Annotated in this window: 17 protein-coding genes; 9 read left to right on the forward strand and 8 right to left on the reverse strand. The window is 45.3% G+C overall.

Annotated elements, in window-relative coordinates; all coding sequences use genetic code 11:
* Positions 1-288 precede the first annotated feature (288 nt).
* Positions 289-1,566 carry a linear amide C-N hydrolase gene (locus FKN16_RS01585; protein ID WP_346341404.1) on the forward strand — a complete coding sequence of 426 codons (1,278 nt, stop codon included), beginning with the start codon at positions 289-291 and terminating at the stop codon, positions 1,564-1,566.
* A 147-nt stretch (positions 1,567-1,713) separates the two neighbouring features.
* Here the strand turns inward: FKN16_RS01585 and FKN16_RS01590 are convergent, their stop codons facing one another.
* From FKN16_RS01590 to FKN16_RS01610, 5 genes are all read right to left on the reverse strand, one after another.
* Positions 1,714-2,757 carry a GMP reductase gene (locus tag FKN16_RS01590; RefSeq protein WP_005396079.1) on the reverse strand — a complete coding sequence of 348 codons (1,044 nt, stop codon included), beginning with the start codon at positions 2,755-2,757 and terminating at the stop codon, positions 1,714-1,716.
* A gap of 435 nt (positions 2,758-3,192) precedes the next feature.
* Complete coding sequence (locus tag FKN16_RS01595; RefSeq protein ID WP_170901857.1) at positions 3,193-4,734, reverse strand: NAD(P)H-hydrate dehydratase; 1,542 nt, start codon at positions 4,732-4,734, stop codon at positions 3,193-3,195.
* 86 nt (positions 4,735-4,820) lie between these two features.
* Positions 4,821-5,258, reverse strand: coding sequence for a PAS domain-containing protein (locus FKN16_RS01600; RefSeq protein ID WP_005396081.1), 438 nt, complete (start codon positions 5,256-5,258; stop codon positions 4,821-4,823).
* Positions 5,258-6,262 carry a response regulator gene (locus FKN16_RS01605; protein WP_047008145.1) on the reverse strand — a complete coding sequence of 335 codons (1,005 nt, stop codon included), beginning with the start codon at positions 6,260-6,262 and terminating at the stop codon, positions 5,258-5,260. Before FKN16_RS01605 ends, FKN16_RS01600 begins: the two co-directional genes overlap by 1 nt.
* A 367-nt stretch (positions 6,263-6,629) precedes the next feature.
* Positions 6,630-7,538: an aldo/keto reductase family oxidoreductase gene (locus FKN16_RS01610; protein ID WP_170901858.1), complete on the reverse strand. Its 909-nt coding sequence runs from the start codon at positions 7,536-7,538 to the stop codon at positions 6,630-6,632.
* Between the two features lie 95 nt (positions 7,539-7,633).
* Here FKN16_RS01610 and FKN16_RS01615 point away from each other — a divergent pair, with 95 nt between their 5' ends.
* Positions 7,634-8,047: a helix-turn-helix transcriptional regulator gene (locus FKN16_RS01615; RefSeq protein ID WP_005396084.1), complete on the forward strand. Its 414-nt coding sequence runs from the start codon at positions 7,634-7,636 to the stop codon at positions 8,045-8,047.
* Here FKN16_RS01615 and FKN16_RS01620 read toward each other — a convergent pair.
* On the reverse strand, positions 8,028-8,606 hold the full coding sequence (locus tag FKN16_RS01620; RefSeq protein WP_170901859.1) for a hypothetical protein: 579 nt from the start codon (positions 8,604-8,606) through the stop codon (positions 8,028-8,030). The genes FKN16_RS01615 and FKN16_RS01620 overlap by 20 nt on opposite strands.
* A 491-nt stretch (positions 8,607-9,097) precedes the next feature.
* On the opposite strand from FKN16_RS01620, the gene clcA reads away from it, so the two are divergent.
* Positions 9,098-10,501: a H(+)/Cl(-) exchange transporter ClcA gene (gene clcA, locus FKN16_RS01625; RefSeq protein WP_005396086.1), complete on the forward strand. Its 1,404-nt coding sequence runs from the start codon at positions 9,098-9,100 to the stop codon at positions 10,499-10,501.
* Positions 10,502-10,762: 261 nt separating this feature from the next.
* Entirely contained in the window at positions 10,763-11,704 is a 942-nt protein-coding gene (locus FKN16_RS01630; protein ID WP_047008141.1) for a TDT family transporter, read from the forward strand.
* Between the two features lie 52 nt (positions 11,705-11,756).
* Here FKN16_RS01630 and FKN16_RS01635 read toward each other — a convergent pair whose 3' ends face one another.
* Positions 11,757-12,995: an NRAMP family divalent metal transporter gene (locus FKN16_RS01635; protein ID WP_170901860.1), complete on the reverse strand. Its 1,239-nt coding sequence runs from the start codon at positions 12,993-12,995 to the stop codon at positions 11,757-11,759.
* 275 nt (positions 12,996-13,270) lie between these two features.
* Entirely contained in the window at positions 13,271-13,924 is a 654-nt protein-coding gene (gene folE, locus FKN16_RS01640; RefSeq protein WP_006741127.1) for a GTP cyclohydrolase I FolE, read from the reverse strand.
* 287 nt (positions 13,925-14,211) lie between these two features.
* Between folE and moeA the strand changes: the two genes are divergently transcribed.
* The 5 genes from moeA to FKN16_RS01665 all read left to right on the forward strand — a co-directional run bounded on the left by moeA (position 14,212) and on the right by FKN16_RS01665 (position 19,423).
* Positions 14,212-15,447 carry a molybdopterin molybdotransferase MoeA gene (moeA, locus tag FKN16_RS01645; protein WP_006741128.1) on the forward strand — a complete coding sequence of 412 codons (1,236 nt, stop codon included), beginning with the start codon at positions 14,212-14,214 and terminating at the stop codon, positions 15,445-15,447.
* Between the two features lie 9 nt (positions 15,448-15,456).
* Positions 15,457-16,206, forward strand: a complete 750-nt coding sequence (moeB, locus tag FKN16_RS01650) for a molybdopterin-synthase adenylyltransferase MoeB (RefSeq protein ID WP_170901861.1) — start codon at positions 15,457-15,459, stop codon at positions 16,204-16,206.
* A gap of 185 nt (positions 16,207-16,391) precedes the next feature.
* On the forward strand, positions 16,392-18,503 hold the full coding sequence (locus tag FKN16_RS01655; protein ID WP_170901862.1) for an LruC domain-containing protein: 2,112 nt from the start codon (positions 16,392-16,394) through the stop codon (positions 18,501-18,503).
* An 18-nt stretch (positions 18,504-18,521) separates the two neighbouring features.
* Positions 18,522-18,986 (forward strand): hypothetical protein, encoded by a 465-nt coding sequence (locus FKN16_RS01660; RefSeq protein WP_170901863.1) that lies wholly within the window; start codon positions 18,522-18,524, stop codon positions 18,984-18,986.
* A gap of 140 nt (positions 18,987-19,126) precedes the next feature.
* Positions 19,127-19,423, forward strand: coding sequence for a hypothetical protein (locus tag FKN16_RS01665; protein WP_170901864.1), 297 nt, complete (start codon positions 19,127-19,129; stop codon positions 19,421-19,423).
* The last annotated feature ends 9 nt before the right edge of the window (positions 19,424-19,432 follow it).

The following is a 19,432-nucleotide window of genomic DNA, read 5'->3' on the forward strand; positions in this document are numbered from 1 at the left end:
TAGAGTAACCAAGATTGAAAAAATAAATATATTATTGAGTTCTAAGATCAAAGATTTTTACTTAATACATCACTTTTTATTTTAACTCTATCAACTGATACTAAACTGCTACTGACGTTTTTTGATTGAACGCTTAAATTAATAGCATGCGCTTATCTCCATGGCTAAAACCATTATTAAAGCGCAATTCTTCTATATCCACGTACTCTCCAAGCATTTGATTCAGAGAGTTTCTTGGATATGCATCATTCAAGATAAACAACGGAAAGCATGGCTATGTGTACAGATGTGAATATCAATTATGGTTGCAACAACCAAACCTTATCCGCTAGAACCATGGAGTTTGCAGTTAACCTTCAGACCGAGATTTGGTTTAGAGCCCAACAAACTTACCAAATTACGACCTTTACTTCCGACGAAAAAGCCGACCGTGTTTTTAATGGTCAGCCGCCACAACGTCACAGTAAAGAATGTGAGTTTAAAGCAAGTTGGAAGGGAAAATTAAGCTTCATCCACTGCAACGGCATTACCCGATATAATAACCCTCTTTTAACAGCTGATGGCATTAATGAATCCGGCCTTTCCGTCGGATCGCTATACTTGCCCATACTCAATCAAAATGTATCGACCTCTCACATCCCCAATGATGCCTTTGCATTAGGAAGCGGTCTGTTTGGTACTTTTATCTTGTCTACGTTTAATACTGTGGACGAGATGGTGACCTACTTCACCACCCACCCCGTTTACGTGTTTAACTCGACTATTTCAACTGGTGAAACAGAGAGTGACAACATGGCTTTGGACCAGCATTTCGTGATTCACGATGCAAATAATGACAGTGCAGTCATTGAGTTTCTTAACGGTAATATGCATATCTATCGAGCATTCAAAGAAAGCGATATGTTCAGCAAAGAGGAAAATCAGCAAGCACGCTATCAATGTACCGAATACGACTTTGATGATTATAAAGTGGTTGTGGACCACTCCTACGTTGGAGTAATGACTAACTGCCCAAATTACCATTGGCATGTCAATCACCTCTCTTATTTTTCCAATTTGCGCAACTACAACCCAGAACCGAACAATGAGGCAACCATGCAACGTCATGTCCAAGTGCCTGGCCCACTTCAATCAATCAATGGCGCTGGCTTGATGGGTCTACCCGCCGACCCAACACCGCCGTCTCGATTTGTACAAACCTATGCAATTAAGCAGTTAAGCGAACAACCAACTAACTTCGACGAAGCCTTCTCACTCGGACAAAAGCTACTTAATCGCGTTGATATACCTTTGGGCATCATGGCGAATGAGTTTGAGACATCCGATAACCCTGAAGTCTTTTTTAGTGATATCACCCAATGGAGCGTTATTAGACATAACAGTCATCAATCACCCGCGTTCTATCTGCGTACTTACGGAGACATGACTTGGCGAGTCGCTAATGTCAAAGACTATATTGGATTAAATAGAGACTGTCAGATTTCAAGTGTTTTACAGCTCATGCCAGTTACAACATCATTACCGTTTGAACAAGTCGAATCTCGACCAACTATTAAAATCGCTTAGAGTTAATTTTGAAACGCAAACAAATGAGAAGCAAAAAAGCCAGAGTAAGAAATCAATCTCACTCTGGCTCATAGCTGCATATAGTATAGTTTTATCTACTATAGATATAACGTATGGTTGCTTTTACACTTGTTACATTCAGTCGATTTACTCTTTACCGAACACGTTGTTCTCTTGTTCTTGAACGCGGATGAATGTAGTACGCTTGGTTAGCTCTTTAAGCTTTGCTGCACCCACGTATGTACAAGTTGAGCGAACGCCACCAAGGATGTCTTGAATAGTGCCGTGAACGCTGCCACGGTATGGCAATAACACGGTTTTGCCTTCGGCTGCGCGGTAGCCAGCAACACCACCTGAGTGCTTCTCCATCGCGCTCTTCGACGACATTCCATAGAACTTCATGAACTTCTCGCCGTCTTTCTCGATCACTTCGCCGCCTGACTCTTCGTGGCCCGCTAACATGCCGCCTAGCATAACAAAGTCCGCACCGCCGCCGAATGCTTTGGATACATCACCTGCGCATGAGCAACCACCGTCACCGATGATCATGCCACCAAGGCCGTGCGCTGCATCGCCACACTCGATGATTGCAGAAAGCTGCGGGTAACCAACACCCGTTTTTACACGAGTTGTACAAACTGAGCCAGGACCAATGCCTACTTTCACGATGTCTGCACCAGCGAGGATCAACTCTTCACACATATCACCAGTAACCACGTTACCCGCAGAAATCACCTTGTCTGGGAACTCTGCTCGCACGCGTTCAACATACTCGACTAAATGCTCTGAGTAACCATTTGCAATGTCGATACAGATGAAAATAAATTCATCTGAAAGCGCCATAATATCTTTGGTTTTTTGGAAGTCTGCGTCAGATGTTCCCGTAGACACCATTACGTTATTCAGGGTTGCTTTATCAGCTGATTTAGCAAACTCAGCCCAATCTTCTACCGTGTAATGTTTGTGAACTGCAGTCATTACACCATGCTCAGCTAGCGCTTTAGCCATTGCAAAGCTACCAACCGAATCCATGTTTGCTGCGATTACAGGCACACCAGACCATTGACGACCACTATGCTTGAATGTAAAATCGCGGGTTAAATTTACTTGAGAACGGCTCTTAAGGGTAGAACGTTTCGGGCGAAACAGTACATCTTTAAAACCTAACTTAAGTTCTTGTTCGATACGCATTGTGTAATTCCTTGATTCATATGTATATGTGTCATCTCAGAGTGCGTAGTGATTTCGTTGGCAGACGAGTTCACTGTTCTTCGGACACAAAAAAACCGGAGCGTTGGCAGACGCTCCGGTTTTCAGCATTATAGGCTGTGATTTATTTCCTACAAGTCTGATATTTGAATTTTTTTTGTGATACCATCTTGATAATCGCATATCAAAAACACTCCTCAAGTCGTTATTTTTTCTCATTATTTATAATTATCAACAACTTAAGAAAACGTTCAAGTTAACCTATTGCGCAAACCTTTGCGTCATACCTTTAAAATGAAAACGCACAACCTCTCAAATCTGCCTAAAACTCAATCACCTAATACTAAGATGCCCTGCTAATTCGTAAAAAGTACTCAAAAAAATCGACCAATTTTCTCAACAATGCATGAAATATAATTAAGTTCGATAGAGCTCTTGGGTGATAGCGGTACGAAGTGTGCCTATAACATCACTTGCCAAAAGACCAATTTGACCATGCTGACTCACGTTTATATCCGCAGCATGACTGTGGAGTACCACACCTAAACGTGCCGCGATGGAAATGGGTAACCCTTTAGCTAGCAATGCACCAATAACACCTGATAGCACATCTCCCATTCCGCCCGTCGCCATTCCTGCGTTGCCCGCTAGGCAGACGTACATTCTCGTTCCATCGTAAATAAGCGTTCCCGCGCCTTTTAAAACCACCACACCGCCATAACGCTCTTGCAGTTGTCTTGCAGCAGAATATCGGTCACTTTCTATTTGTTGAGTGGTCACATTTAATAGTCGAGCTGCCTCTCCAGGATGCGGCGTGATCACTCGCTGGTTGTCGCACACCAAAGTGCCATCACATCGTTGGCTTAGCATCGCTAGAATATTGAGCCCATCAGCATCAACAACTTTAGGTTTCTGTTCTTGAGCCAGATATTGATAGGCTTGATAAGCCCACTCATCATCACCAAAACCTGGACCAAACACCAATACTTCAGCCCAGCGAATGCGTTTGGTTAAGTCGTTCTCAGTATCCCTGAGTAAGTCAGCGGTGATGCTTTGGCTCATTACTTCTGGGCAGCCAATCTGTAGTGGAATAAGGCTACTCGGGTGAGTAATTGCGGCAGTTAAACCCGCTCCGGCTCTAACCGCAGCGGAGGAACATAAACGAATCGCTCCTGACATACCTTGGTTACCACCGACGCAAAGTAGTTTGCCATTGTCACCTTTGTGTGCTGTCGGGTTTGGCTTGGGCATTAACCTTGACACAACCTGATGATCAATACCTAGTGCACTTTCTACTTCGATAGAATCAAACTCAACATTTACACCCAATCCACAAAAGTGGAGTTCACCAACTCGATCTCTCGCTTGTCCGGTGCACAAGCCTTGCTTAACACCAATGAAGGTTACAGTATGCTTAGCATGAATGGCATCGCCTAAAATAGCACCTGTATTTGCACACAACCCGGAAGGAATATCGACTGCAATCACTGGGGTGTGAATTTGATTGATTTGCTCAATGTAGCGACGGTACTCCGAACGAACCTCACCACTTAAACCAGTGCCTAACATGGCATCAATGATCACATCGGCTTCTAGCAATGCGGTATTCCACTCATCCCAATCATTGTTAACACCATCGATGGACTGCCAATCTTGATATGCGCGTAAAGCATCACCTTTGAGCGCAGTCACATCACCAAGTTGGAAAACCTGTACATTGAGTTGCGCTTGTTTAGCAAGCGAGGCAAATACGTATCCGTCACCACCATTATTCCCTTTGCCACAAATGACCAAGATATTTTTTGATTTGGGATACAAGTGTAAAAAACGCTCATACACAGCCATACCTGCGCGTTGCATTAGGCTATACATAGAAACACCAGCCATTTGCGCTGCCAGCGTTTCACCGTTTTTTACTTGTTCTGCGGTGTAGAGTTTTAGGGCGAGATTAAAGTCCATCTTCACGTTCTGCGCATTAGTAAACACAATTATAAGTATACAAAAAAGCCAAGGCGAACCTTGGCTTTTGAGAAAGTTTTTTATCGCTACTGACTCTGAGACATCAATGCTTCAGCCGTCGCGTCTTGTATAGATAAAAACAACGAATTGATTTTCCCAGTCGGTGTACGCATGGGGTTCAACGTAACGTTCTGGTACATAAACTCCGCTTGCTGTGTGACAGGGCGTACGTTACGGCAGCGAAACAAGTAAGGACGCTGGCGCCACGTAATAAAGCTACGGCAACCTAAATCATACACGGGCTTTGTTTTTAACTTAAACCATTCCTGCGGGATTTCAGGGAAGATATCAAAGATAGAACGACCAATTGCGTCATGAGATTGCAAACCGCTATGATGAGTCATAAACCCATTCCACACTTGCACATTATAATCTCGGTCAATGACGACGAGCCCCATGTCGACGTTTTGTACCATGTCGACCATCCAATGGAATTGTTCAAACTCTGCTGGCATATTCAACATTAGAACTCCTCCATTAGATATGACAGTTTGTTATCGAGCAGCGGCAAAGATTCATCGACGAACATAAACAATAAATCACAACGGATTGACGTTCCCTCAATGTTGTAGCTCACCTCGAATGTCATGGTGCGGCTGAATGCGCCCGTCGTAGACTCAATGATCGAATCAATTGATATATGCTGACCAAGAAGCACTGGAGGGCTTTGGAAGAATCGCACTTCAGATTGTTCGCCCAAGCCATTTAAGAATGACCCCACCAAGATATTGGAAATATCCATGAGCAGCTCAAGCTCTTCCAGTTCGTCGCTGTCAGCCGGCACTTTCATCAATTTCTTGAGATCCGATACGCTCGAATCGCTCAAAATCACCAGCGCTTCACCCGCAATACCTTCGCCACAAAAGCCCTGACAAACGCCCGATACGTTGTCATGCGACGCTAAGTCACGGAGAGCCATGTGTAGTTCACTCACTTCGAAGATATTAACGTTCGGAAGCGGTAACTGCACAAACACATCAAAGTGACGCGCCAATGCATCTGCGGCTCGACCAATAGAGACGTTCGCCACTTCCATATAAATATCGCGACGACGTAAAATCGGTAACTCAATAGAAACAGGCGTGATAATTTGAGGACGAGGCTCTGGCTCGACCAACTCTTTAAGTGCCTTCTTGAGTTCATCTTTGGCGATCGGTTTTTGAATAAACGCTTTTGCGCCAAGTGCGAACACACGCTCTTTCGCTTTAGGTTGGATATCCCCCGACACCACAACCACGGGAGTTTTATTCCCTAACCGCTGCATGTTTTCTAGTGTTTCAAAGCCATCCATTTCTGGCATGGTCAAATCAAGAAACATCAATTTAAACTCGTTCTTTTCGAGTTCTTCTAGCGCATTTTTTCCGTGGATAGCAAACGTAATATCGGCATTCAATGTGGCTGGTAGTGATCTCGCCATCTGTTTGCGTGCTAACGCTGAATCATCACAGATGAGTACGGGAAAAGACATTCAATCACCTTTTTATATTCCACAATCTGCGCCGGAGTCTAACAGATTGTTACAGCATGTAATACGAGAAAACTGACGAGTTTTTATTTCTTTTTTTATTCAATAAGCATACGCAATATGAATCGATGAGTGAACAAAATGGCGAAAAAGCAAACATCCCATTCGCTGTTTAGTGACATGAAACAAACATGGATAAAACGCCTCCATTAAAAATAAGCACAAAGTTGCATTTTAAATTAAAAATTCGTTTTTACTCCCACTCTATCCGCTCAGTATGAGTACTGGGGAAATCGGTATCACGTAGCAATAAAAAAGCACCCTTTCATAGGGTGCCTTGAATAATGTATTCATCAATAAAGTGTCACTTCTATGGCACACCGTGACCTTTAGAAGCCACCCATACGCGATACCATTGCTCACGAGTCAATTCGATATTCAGCGCATTTACTGCCGTTTGCACACGCTCAATCTTACCAGAGCCAATGATTGGAATTGGGTTAGATGGCAAACAGCGTACCCAAGCGTAAATCACTTGGTCAATGCTAGTCGCCCCCACTTCTTCGCGAATCGCTTCTAATTCGTTGCGAACACGAACGGCTTGCTCACTGTCACCACTGAAGATAGAGCCTCCACCGAGGCAAGACCAAGCCATTGGGCGCGTACGCAGCATTTGCATTTGATCAAGCGTTCCATCATGTGCAACTTCAAAATTAAGCGGGTTGATTTCCACTTGGTTAGTCACAAGAGGCTTACCTAAACGGGATTGCAACAATTCAAACTGACGTGGAGTAAAGTTAGATACACCAAAGTGCTTCACTTTACCCACTTTGTGTAGCTCTGAGAATGCTTCAGCCACTTCATCGGCATCCATTAACACGTCAGGGCGATGGATTAAAAGCACATCGATTTCGTCCACATTCAAACGCTCAAGCGAGTTATTCACCGATTGGTAGATGTGAGCGGAACTCGTATCATAGTGATTAATCTTACGCTCTGGTGTTTTATCTCCGCACAGATTGATATCACACTTTGTGACGATCTGAATCTGCTCTCGCACGCTCTTATCGAGAGCAAGTGCTTCACCAAACAACTTCTCACACTCGTAATTACCGTATATGTCTGCGTGATCGACCGTGGTAATGCCTAACTCAATATGTTGCTTGAGGAATGACAAACGCTCTTGAGCAGTCATACCCCAATCAACTGCACGCCAATATCCTTGGACCAGCTCTGAGAACTCAGGGCCTTTTGGTGCAGTCACAACTTTTGCAACCATGGTTTTTCTCCTTCAATTGATCTGCATTCATCGTAGTCTTGTTTTCACATCGGCTCAACGGGTAAACTTTGGCAATTCGAACTGGAGTACGAAATATGTCTTTTGCCCAACGCCTAGCCACCTTGATCGGAGAAGAAAGCATCAGCGGATTTGCACGACGCGTTGATGTGTCTGAAGCTTTAATACGCAAATATTTAAAAGGCAGTGAACCGAGCCTAACGAAAGCAAATCAAATTGCGATGCGAGCCAACTGCTCTCTTGAATGGTTAGCGACCGGATGTGGTTATTTATATCGCCGCGCTGAAGTCGTAGATATGGATGCGTACAAACTTGCATTTCAACACGTTATGAATCAGCCGTTGCCAGATGAGGCAGAAGAACAGCACCGTAAGCTCATCGCTGGCTATCAATACCTGCGTGCGCACAAAAAATCGGATGGATTTTTGGACGAGTCTGCGATGGCGACCTTCCTATCTCTCCATAAAGAATCTAAAAACGAGTCACTTTAACATCGATAATTTCGCCATCGCTGTGCAATTCCACATTTAAAGACGGTGATGGCGTCGCAAACTCGTCCGGCTTTACCCAAAGTAAGCTTCGAATCGTTTCTTGCGGATAGCGGTTTATCAACAAGATAACTTCTTTATCGACAAGCTCAGAAGATTTCTTTTCCAGCGCTTCAACGACGTCATAGTGCTCTTGTCCGATAGTTATACTACGTAAAACCAACCCGTCTTTTCTTAAATTGAGGATTAAGTCATTGAGACTTTGCCATTGATATTCGGTCAAAAAAGAGAACAGAGCACTGTCCTTTCCCAAAACAACTTCACCATACAGATGCTGCTGATAGTACGAAAAATCGTCCAAACAAAATGTGCTGAAATACGTTGAAGCATCTTGCTGCTGCACGTCACAGCGATACCAGCTTCCCTTTGTTTCTATACGCTCTTTTAAATTGTAGTACGGCATTGCAGACAACGTGTCCTGCCACCAACTCTGGGTTGAAAATGCTGGAAACGTTACCGAAAAACAACATAAAGAAAACAGGACTCGAGGATAAAAGCGCATGAATTACTCTGGTTGATTAACATCGACCCCAGACATTACCGACTAGTAGAAATTGTTCAAGATAAAAATAGTGGCAAGTAGTGCGGAAAGTTGTAGAGCAGAAATTAAGAAGGCGCACATTTGCGTGCGCCTCTACCTCGTTACTCAATCGTGAGTGTGCGAATCGGAGATGTCTATTGATGCATCCCGAACATAAAACGAGGACTTACCGTAGGGTTTGAATCCATCCAAATTGTGTGTAAAACCTCACATCCCTCCTTCTGAAGCAGTCATGTTGCTTTACACCTAAAGCATGGTTCATTTTGCTCAAAAAACAAGTTTTTTATCCCAAATTATGAGAGCAATAGCACAGTCTTGGTGAATGAATGATATCGCGACACTTCGAACACTCAATAGTGAAAAGCTAAATTGCATCTTTATTGATTAGGTCTAGACTCTGCGAAGCGTATACTTTCTCGCGTCCCTTCCACCAGCAACAGGAGAACTTGTTAATGACCAAACGAGAGAGAATTGTGAAATCTGTGTTAGCGCACGTACCGAAAGATGCGATTAACCAGTTTGTCTCTCGAGGGTCCACACCATTTTCTGTCCTGATTATGGCCGCAATCGTTGGCACACTAGCTGGTTTTGTCGGCACTTACTTCGAACTTGCGGTTCATTTTGTTTCTGAAACCCGTACCGAATGGCTGAGAAGCGAAATCGGTAGCGTACTTCCTCTTTGGCTTGCTGCTGTACTGATCAGTGCTCTACTTGCTTTTGTTGGTTACTTTCTTGTTCACCGCTTTGCTCCAGAGGCTGCGGGATCAGGCATCCCTGAAATTGAAGGCGCGATGGACAACATTCGCCCTGTGCGTTGGTGGCGAGTCCTGCCAGTAAAATTCTTCGGCGGCATGGGCGCACTTGGCTCCGGAATGGTGCTCGGTCGTGAAGGCCCAACGGTGCAAATGGGCGGTGCTGTCGGTCGAATGGTGACCGATATTTTCCGTGTGAAAGATGACGATACTCGTCATTCCCTACTCGCTTCAGGTGCCGCTGGTGGTTTGGCTGCCGCCTTTAATGCTCCACTCGCTGGCATTATGTTCGTTGTGGAGGAAATGCGACCTCAGTTTCGCTATTCTCTGATCTCAATTCGCGCGGTGATCATCTCTGCTATTATGGCCAACATTGTGTTTCGCGCCATCAACGGGCAAGACGCTGTCATCACAATGCCGCAATATCACTCTCCAGAGCTTCAGTCACTTTGGTTGTTTTTATTGCTTGGCGCATTGTTTGGCGTATTCGGAGTGATCTTCAATAAATTGATTACCGTGGCACAAGACAGTTTTGTCGCAATTCACAAAAACGATCGTAAACGCTATTTAATTGTGGGTTCACTACTTGGTGGCATTTTTGGTCTGCTTCTCTTATACGTGCCGCAGCTAACTGGCGGTGGCATCGGCCTTATTCCTGATATTACCAATGGCAACTACTCGGTATCCGTTTTAGTTCTGCTTTTCTTTGGTCGCGTCATCACGACGTTGCTATGCTTTGGCTCTGGTGCGCCGGGTGGTATCTTTGCACCGATGCTTGCTCTGGGAACCTTGTTTGGCTATGCATTCGGAGCGAGTGCTGATGTGTTGCTTCCTACGCTTGATATCGAACCTGGCGTATTTGCTATTGCGGGCATGGGGGCCCTGTTTGCTGCAACGGTACGCGCACCGATCACGGGCATTTTGTTGGTGATTGAAATGACCAATAACTACTACTTAATTCTACCACTTATCATTACTTGTTTAGGTGCCGTGATTATTGCTCAGTTGTTTGGCGGACAACCGATTTACAGCCAGTTGCTACATCGTACAATCAAAAACGATAAGTTACGTCAGCAGGATCTTCCTGAAAACCAATCGACATAATTCTCGCTTTGTTATTATTTCGCTCCAGACTATCGAAAGGTTTGGAGCGATAAACTCTACATTTTTACATCCTTTCCCAAATATTCGATACCAAACTCACAAAAATACCATTCTCTGATATTTCCTCACCACCTTTAATGAGTAAGCACTCTCTAAACTTGCTAGTATTCGATACTCAAATAGAGCATTTCATCCAAATCATCACGTTTCGTTTCATTCAGGCAAAAATCAAATGGAGTAGATTTGAACTGGAGAAGACTTGTGCAGTTTTATAGCGTTCCGCCGTCTCAAGCCGCGTTAGCGCTAGGTATGATAGGTTTAGGACAAGCTTGGGCACTCTATGTCCCTGAAATTGGTGAACCAATACGCCCATTTTTAGCGTCACTCGGCGCGCTTTTACTCGCCCCTGTGCTGATAAAATATGCAACGAATCCACGATTATTTATGGTCGACATTCGTCACCCATTGAGCGGTAGCTTAATGGCACCCATGAGTATGGCGTTACTGATCCTTGCAGATTATCTTGCTTCTGTAGCGCCAATCATTGCTTATCCACTCTGGTTTATGGCACTTTTGCTGCATTTTACTATGATGGTACTGTTTTTTAGCTTTCAGCTAATGAACTTCAAAATGTCGAATATCGTACCTAGTTGGTTTCTCTATCCAGTGGGACTGATCAGCAGCTCATTAGCAGGCTCCCAATTGGGTCACAACCTATTCTCTGAAACCTTAGCGATGATGTGCATTGGCATTTATTTCTTTATGTTACCGCTGGTGCTCTATCGTTTGGTGTTTTTCGGATCTCTACCGAGACGAGCCAGGCCGACCCTCGCAATTATGGCCGCACCGGTAAACTTGTCATTGGCGGCATACTTGGTGAACTTTCCCCTTCCCGATCCGATACTGACGGGCGCGTTAGCAGGGATTGCTATCACAATGACGTTATTGATCTACCTGTGTTACTTCCGCTTACTTCGATTGAAGTTTCAACCTTCTATCGCGGCGGTAACCTTTCCTTCCGTGATCAGTGCCATTGCGATGCACCGCTTAACCTCCTTTTTTGCCGAATCGCACCCACATTGGCACTGGCTACACGATTTTGGCTTTTTAGAGCTCAGCATTGCGACTGTGTTGGTGGTTTGGGTATCGGCAGGTTACATCAAAATGTATTGGCCAGAAATCGTTAAGTCGCCCTCTAAATAAGCATAAAAAACGGCCTCATCTGAGGCCGCTGTTTATCTCTATCAATAAGACATCAACCCGCAAACTTCGCCATGAAGTTCCCAATGTTAGTCAAACTCGATGCCGCCATTACGATAACAATCGCTGCTCCAGTTAGCGTTAAGTACATTGGGTGTTGGTAGTCACCGACGATATCTTTGCGTTTTGTCGCAACCAATACAGTGCTCAAAACGATCGGAAGAATAATGCTGTTCACTAGGCCTGCTAGCATCAAAAGAAGAATTGGCATGTCCATGGTCACCGTGCCTAGCGAGGTTAGGATAATGAAACCAACACACCACGCTTTCTCGTTTCGCGCCACAACTGGGAAAAGCGTCTTAATTAATGATATAGCCATGTAAGAGTTGCCCACCACAGACGTGATGGAAGCAACAAACAGTACTAAGCCAAAGATGAAGTAACCAAGCTGGCCAGCGCCTTGACGGAAAGCATCCGCCGCAGGGTTAGCCGTATCTAGCGTTGCGCCTGTCGCGATAACGCCAAACACCGCTAAAAACAGTAGGACGCGAATAACCACCGCAATAGAGATACCCGCCCACGCTGTTGAGGTGATGGAAGGCACGTTCTCTTTGCCTTTCAAGCCGATGTCTACTAAGCGTTGTGCACCCGTGTAGTAACCGCCAACTGCGCCGCCAACGATAGTCAACGTAGGCAGAAGCAAACTACCAACATCCATAGGCATCACCGCTGCACTTAGTGTCTCTCCCATCGGAGGTAAGCTCGTCATAGCCACGTATGCGATCAGAACAATCATGAACAAGCCAAGGTAGCGGGCCATTTGGTCCATTCGTTTGGAGGCGTTATGAACCACAAACAACAAACAGCCAACGACACCGGTAAACAGTGCGCCCCATGTTGTGTCCACGCCCGTTAGCACATTGATGCCTAACGCTGCGCCACTCACGTTGCCAAAGTTAAACGCCACTGCACCAAGCGCAAGGAGAATACCAACACCATAACCCATGCCGGGTGCCACTTTGTTCGCAATGTCTTGGATTCGCATGCCAGAAACGCCGACAATACGCCACAAGTTCATCACGATACCAAACGTGATAAAAATGGAAGCCATAACTGGAAATGCCATGTCGACTTTGTAGATATTTGTGAAGACTGCGGTTTGAGTCAAAAAGCCGGGACCCACAGAGGTTGTCGCCATCAAAAAAGCAACACTGAGCATGGCTTTCTTTTGCCAACGGCTTTCTGTAACTGGAGCTGAAATAGAGGAGGTGCTGATAGTGCTTTGTGTAGTCATGCCGAGTCCCAAATTTGTTGTCTTTCTATTATTAGAAAATAGAAAGACAACTGACCGAGATCAGCTGAACTTAGAGAAATATCTCTTTTTAAAACAAACGATTACAAGTTGTAGCCGTTCATTGGGCGCATATATTAAGAGCAACGAATGTGACTGTCAATACACAATTGCATAATTACTATTTATTGCGACTCACTTGACGATGATTTGGATATAAAAGATATAAAAAAGGATGGCAACTCGCCATCCTCTCTCAATTTTATTTGTCGATTTGATTAACGCAGGCCATGCAGAAATTCAGCACGGGTCGCTGGGTTGCTCTTAAAAATACCACCTAACGCTGTAGTCGTGGTTTCACTGGTGGCATCCATCACGCCGCGTGACTTCACACAGTAATGCGTCGCGTCGATAGTCACCGCTACATCGTCAGACTCAAGCAATGTTTGCAAAGCAACAAGGATTTGCTGGGTCATACGCTCTTGAACTTGAGGGCGTTGCGCAAAGAAACGAACAATACGGTTGATCTTAGACAAGCCAATGATCTTACCGCGAGGAATATAAGCAACAGCGGCTTTACCGTCGATTGTCACAAGGTGGTGTTCGCACGTACTGGTCACAGTAATGTCTTTCACGCGAACCATTTCGCTCACGTTCATCTTGTTTTCGATAACGGTGATCTTGGGGAAGTTGGAGTAATCCAAACCAGAGAAAATCTCGTCCACGTACATTTTTGCAATGCGGTGTGGCGTTTCTTCTAAGCTATCATCCGTAAGGTCGAGCTGAAGCAGACCAAGAATCTCACGCATGTGGTATTCAATCTTTTCCTTCTTCTCTTCACGGCTAACGGCATTAGGGCGCATTGGTGTTTCTAACCCGCGTTGCTCTAGCGCTTCTTTCACTAACTTTGCTGACTCGCTAAGACCTGACATTCCACTTCCTCTTTTGTAACTACCACTCTCGGTGTGAAATACAATTGCCGTGTTTTCATCCCGTAGCGTTAAAGTCGCTCAGTCCGATGTTTATAACGCCAAGGCACATAACAAGAATACACTGAGCTATTTTCTCATGCTCCGTAGGAACTTTACCCCTTTCGGATGGGTGACAAGGATACTCGGATTTTTGAATAATTACACCCATATTTTATAGGTGGACATTCTTACTCGGTCCCCTTTTATGGTAGAGTTGCCACAAAACAAAAGAACATAGGATTATCTCAATGGGCTGCTGCGACGCACCTGGCTTGATGCCAATTGAAGAAGCGATGGATAAGATGCTATCGCGAATCAAACCTATCCAAACGACACTTTCTCTTCCTCTTGCTGACGCTCTGGGTTTTGTGCTGGCTGAAGACATTTTATCGCCAATTCACGTGCCCCCTTTCGACAATTCAGCGATGGACGGTTATGCCATTCGTATTCAAGACCTAGAAGTGTCTACAGTGTTGCCTCTGGCAGGTAAATCCTTCGCTGGTCAGCCTTTTGAGGGTGAATGGCCGGCAGGCACTTGTGTTCGAATCATGACTGGCGCGAAAATTCCGGAAGGCTGTGATGCCGTTATCATGCAAGAAAATACGGAAGTGACCGACGCTGGTATTCAGTTCAACCAAACGGATGTGAAGCCGCAAAATAACATCCGCCCTACGGGTGACGACATCAAGCAAGGCGATATTGTATTGGCAAAAGGCGCGCGCCTGACACCGCGCGATATTCCAATGATTGCCTCTCTTGGTGTCAGCCATGTCACCGTCGTGCGTAAGCCAAAGGTGGCATTTTTCTCCACAGGTGATGAACTTAAACCATTAGGTGAGCCACTCAAGGCGGGTCAAATCTACGACAGTAATCGTTACGGTATTAAGCCGCTAATCGAAAACTTTGGCTGTGAAGCGATTGATCTTGGCATTATCCCTGACTGCCCAGAAACACTAAAAGCAACATTCGAAAAAGCACAAACTCTCGCGGATGTAGTTGTAACGTCTGGCGGCGTCAGCGTTGGTGAAGCAGATTACACTAAAGACATTCTTGAAGAACTTGGCGAAATCGGTTTCTGGAAACTGGCAATCAAGCCGGGTAAACCTTTCGCATTTGGCAAGTTAAGTACTGCTTGGTTCTGTGGGCTACCAGGTAACCCTGTATCTGCAGTGCTAACCATGTACGTACTTGTTCAACCAATGTTGGCTAAATTGGCTGGCCACACTGAATGGAAAGCGCCTGAGTCTATCCCTGCTACGACTAAAACCGCATTTAAGAAAGCGCCGGGACGTACAGACTACCAACGCGGTATCTATACTCTAGAAAACGGTAAATTTGTCGTTGAAACCACTGGCAACCAAAGTTCAGGAGCCTTTCGCTCAATGAGTTTGGCAAACTGCTTTGTTGTGTTGGAACGTGAACGTGGCCGTGTGGAAGTTGGCGAAACGGTTCAAATCCAACTGTTTAACTCAACGTTATACTAGGAACATACCGTGGATATTCTTTCCGATCAGGAGATGCTGCGCTATAACCGCCAGATCATTCTTCGCCAGTTCGATTTCGAAGGGCAAGAAGCGCTCAAACAAAGCTCAGTGCTTATTTTGGGTGCTGGCGGTTTAGGTTGCGCTTCTAGCCAATACCTTGCCACGGCTGGTGTTGGCAATATTACTTTTATCGATGACGATATTGTTGAGCTCTCCAATTTACAACGCCAAGTATTGCACCACGACGCCGATATTGGCAGTAAAAAGGTTGACTCCGCGGCGGATGCATTGCGGGAACTTAATCCTCATATCGAAGTAAACACCGTCGCTAAACGCCTTGACGACACTCAGCTTCAAGCTTTGATTGAACAACACACTGTGGTGGTCGATGCTTCAGATAACGTCGACACTCGCAATCAACTCAACCGACTCTGCTTTGCAACAAAAACACCGCTTATTTCTGGTGCAGCCATTCGTATGGAAGGCCAAGTGAGTGTGTTTACGTACGACGACCCAACTCAACCGTGCTATCAGTGTTTGAGCTCGCTATTTGGCAGCAGTGCATTAAGTTGCGTTGAAGCTGGCGTCATGGCGCCTGTTGTGGGTATTGTAGGCGCTGTACAAGCGATGGAAACCATCAAGGTGATTGCAAATTACGGCCAACCCAAAAAAGGGAAGATCCTCATTCTCGATGCGTTTAGCATGTCCTGGCGGGAAATGAATTTGATGAAAATGCCGACCTGCCCTGTTTGTGGCTAAGTAATGCTGTCAGCTTATCAATGAAGATTCTCAAAAAGCTCAACGTAACGTTGAGCTTTTTCTTATTCTGAGATTCATATTTCGAACCAAATAACTTACCGATATAAAATTCATTATAAACAGTAAGTTAAAAACTGGCACATTCCTTTCATTGCATATCATACAAACCAATGAGAGGGCGAATCATGAAAAGGACATCACTATTACTTGGATCTCTGTTTGCAAGCGCATACGTAAGCGCAGCGCCATTCGACACTTGTCCGAGCAAAGCATATTTATTCCAATCGACCCCAGTGCAAGTTTACGGCGTTAATCTGGTTACCGGATCAACCAAGTTACTGACCGACGATGTGGGCTTAGCATCTGGTATTAACGGCGTCGGTTTCAACTTCACTGATCGATACATCTATGGTTACGATACAACCAACTTGAAAATCGTACGTTTAGGCCAGGACTTTCAAGCAGAAACTCTCAACGTACAAGGGCTTCCTAGCCATACGTTTTTTGTCGGTGACGTGTACAACCACGTATACTACTTGTATCGCAAAGGTAAAGGGCTGTTTTCCATTGATCTGTCGCCGTTAGATACGGACCCAAATGCTACCTTAACCCTGAATAAAATCACATCAAATGCAAGTGTGAGTTTAACCGATTTTGCGTTCCACCCTGGCGACGGTGCGCTCTATGGTATCGATAATGGGTCTGGCGTATTGTATAAATTCGATACAAAAACAGGCCAAGCAACCGCGATCGGCAATACAGGGGAAACGGGTACCTTTGGTGCAGGCTACTTTGATGTAAACGGAAACTACTACGTATCGCGTAACCAGGACGGCAAAATTTATCGCGTCGACTTATCAGAAAATAATGCCGCCAATATCGCTGCGGGCATTGTTCCTGCTGTAGAGTTTGTGTCTAACGGTCCAAGTTCCAGCCAAAATGACGGTGCCCGATGCGCGAACGCTCCTGTTATTGACGAAGACGAGCCAATTGACTTTGGTGACGCACCTGACACTTACGCTACCTTGCTCTCTTCTAACGGACCACGCCACGCTGTTGATGGTGTAACTTGGCTTGGCACAATTGCGCCAGATGGTGATGCCGATGGACAAGTGGCTCCGTCTGGAGATAACAAAGTTGGTACAGCAGATGAAGATGGCGTCGGCTTTGTTGCCGCACTCGACCCAGGGTTAAGTTCACTAGTGAGCGTAACTGCATCAACATCCGGCTACTTGTCAGCTTGGTTTGACTGGAACCGAGATGGTGACTTTGCTGACGAAGGTGAGCAAGTATTCACCGATGAGTTACTCTCTGCAGGTAGCAATACGCTTCCATTTGTCGTCTCTGAACTGGCAACCGCAGGCCCTAGCTGGAGCCGATTCCGCTTTAGCCAACAAACTGGTCTGAACTTCGATGGCGGATCAACATCAGGTGAAGTAGAAGATTACCCAATCACAATCACTGAAAACGGCGTATCCGTACAGCACTTCCCAAGTGCAGATTCCTATGCAACGGTCGCGTATGAAGACAACTGGCCTTACACCGCTGACTACGACATGAATGACGTTGTAATTAAGTTCCGTATGACTGAAACACGTATGGACGGCACGGTGGAAAATATCCAAATTAGCGGAGATCTGTCCGCCTATGGGGCTGGCTATAAAAATGGCTTTGCTATTCGTCTACCTGGCGTTTCGAAAGCGAGTATTGAAAACGGCTTAACAAAGCTAACGTTTAATGGCAAAGAACAACCGACCAACGGTCTAGAAGCGATATCAGAAGAAGCCATCTTCATTATCAGTGACGACCTCAGTCAGTATGCGCAAAGTCAATGTGCGTATTTTCGAACCCAAACGGGTTGCAATGATAACGTCGCGTTGTCTTTCACACTGACCATCTACTTTAAGGAAGGAGCCGACCGCTCAGCGCTACAGGCCATGCCTTATGACCCATTTATCTTTGCCACACCCAATACATATCACGGCGATGGCATCACCTTTCAACCAGGTAGAAAATGGGAAGTACATTTGCCAGACCAAGCACCAACTGAGCAGTTTGATGACGCAAACCTATATGGCGTGGGCGTAGACGCAAGTGACCCGGCTCGAGGCGTGTACTTCAAAACAGCGAACAATCTCCCTTGGGCATTGCTTATCGTCGAAGAGTGGAATTGGCCGCTAGAGAAAGTTGACTTAGTTGACGCTTACCCAGAGTTTGCCACCTACGCCGAGTCTGGTGGGCGAGAAGGAGCAAACTGGCATACCCAACCTAAAGCAAACAAACGTTACATTCCATAGGTCCATAGGAGAAGCATCATGAAAAACTTAATCACAATCATCATGGGATTAGCGTTAACAGCCTGCGGTGGTGGCGGTGGCGGCGGTGGCGGTGGCGGCGACAAAAGCAACGAAAACGCTACTCCACCTCCAGCTCAAACTACCGTTATTGTTGAAGAGCCAAGCATGCAAAATTTAGACGTACCAGATGGGTTCGATTATGACCCAAGGTTAGAAAGCTCACTTGCGGTAGATATTAGTGGTTACTCTTTACAGCGCGCACATCTGAGCATTTATAAGGAGTACCGTGAAGATGCGTCTGGAACCTACCAAGCGAAATATTCGAGCAATGTTGCTTCTGCTGCGCTGACGAGTGGGAAAGCTAACTTAGACTTCTCCACCTCGGATAGCCAAGATAACCTGTTAGTCGAAATTTGGTTCTACGATGGCTCAGAACCTCTGCAAAAAGTCGTCTCAACCGGAAATACGACATGGCGCATGTAAGATGCTCTATTGGTGAGCATTGATACTCGGGACTGGCGCAAGCCACAGGTTTTAAGACAAAATCGCATCGTTCTTTGAACATGCGATTTTTTTGTTGTAAAACAAAATGATTACTTGAAACAATAGCAATGGAGCGCAAATTGGATAATCCCAAAACCTATATGTTGGTCTTCAGCGGTTTCATTGCCCTACTTGTGCTCTTGTTGCTCATTAAGCAGACGGATGAGAACACGGTTTTAGCCACCGTCATTAGCAACACTTTAACTCAGTCCCTTGATGGTCAACGTCGGTACCTCACTATTAATTCACCTGAGATAGAGCAACAACGAGTGACGGTTCCAGTGTCCGCATCTTGTCCAGTGGGCTCTATTGCGTTGTTCCACCAAGCATCCCGCTCAAGTTTTGACTCATCCCTTTCATTCATTCGCTGTGAGTAAAGATACTGT

Source organism: Vibrio sp. 11-4(1) (assembly GCF_013048625.1).
In the GTDB taxonomy this organism is placed as follows: Bacteria; Pseudomonadota; Gammaproteobacteria; order Enterobacterales; family Vibrionaceae; genus Vibrio; species Vibrio diabolicus.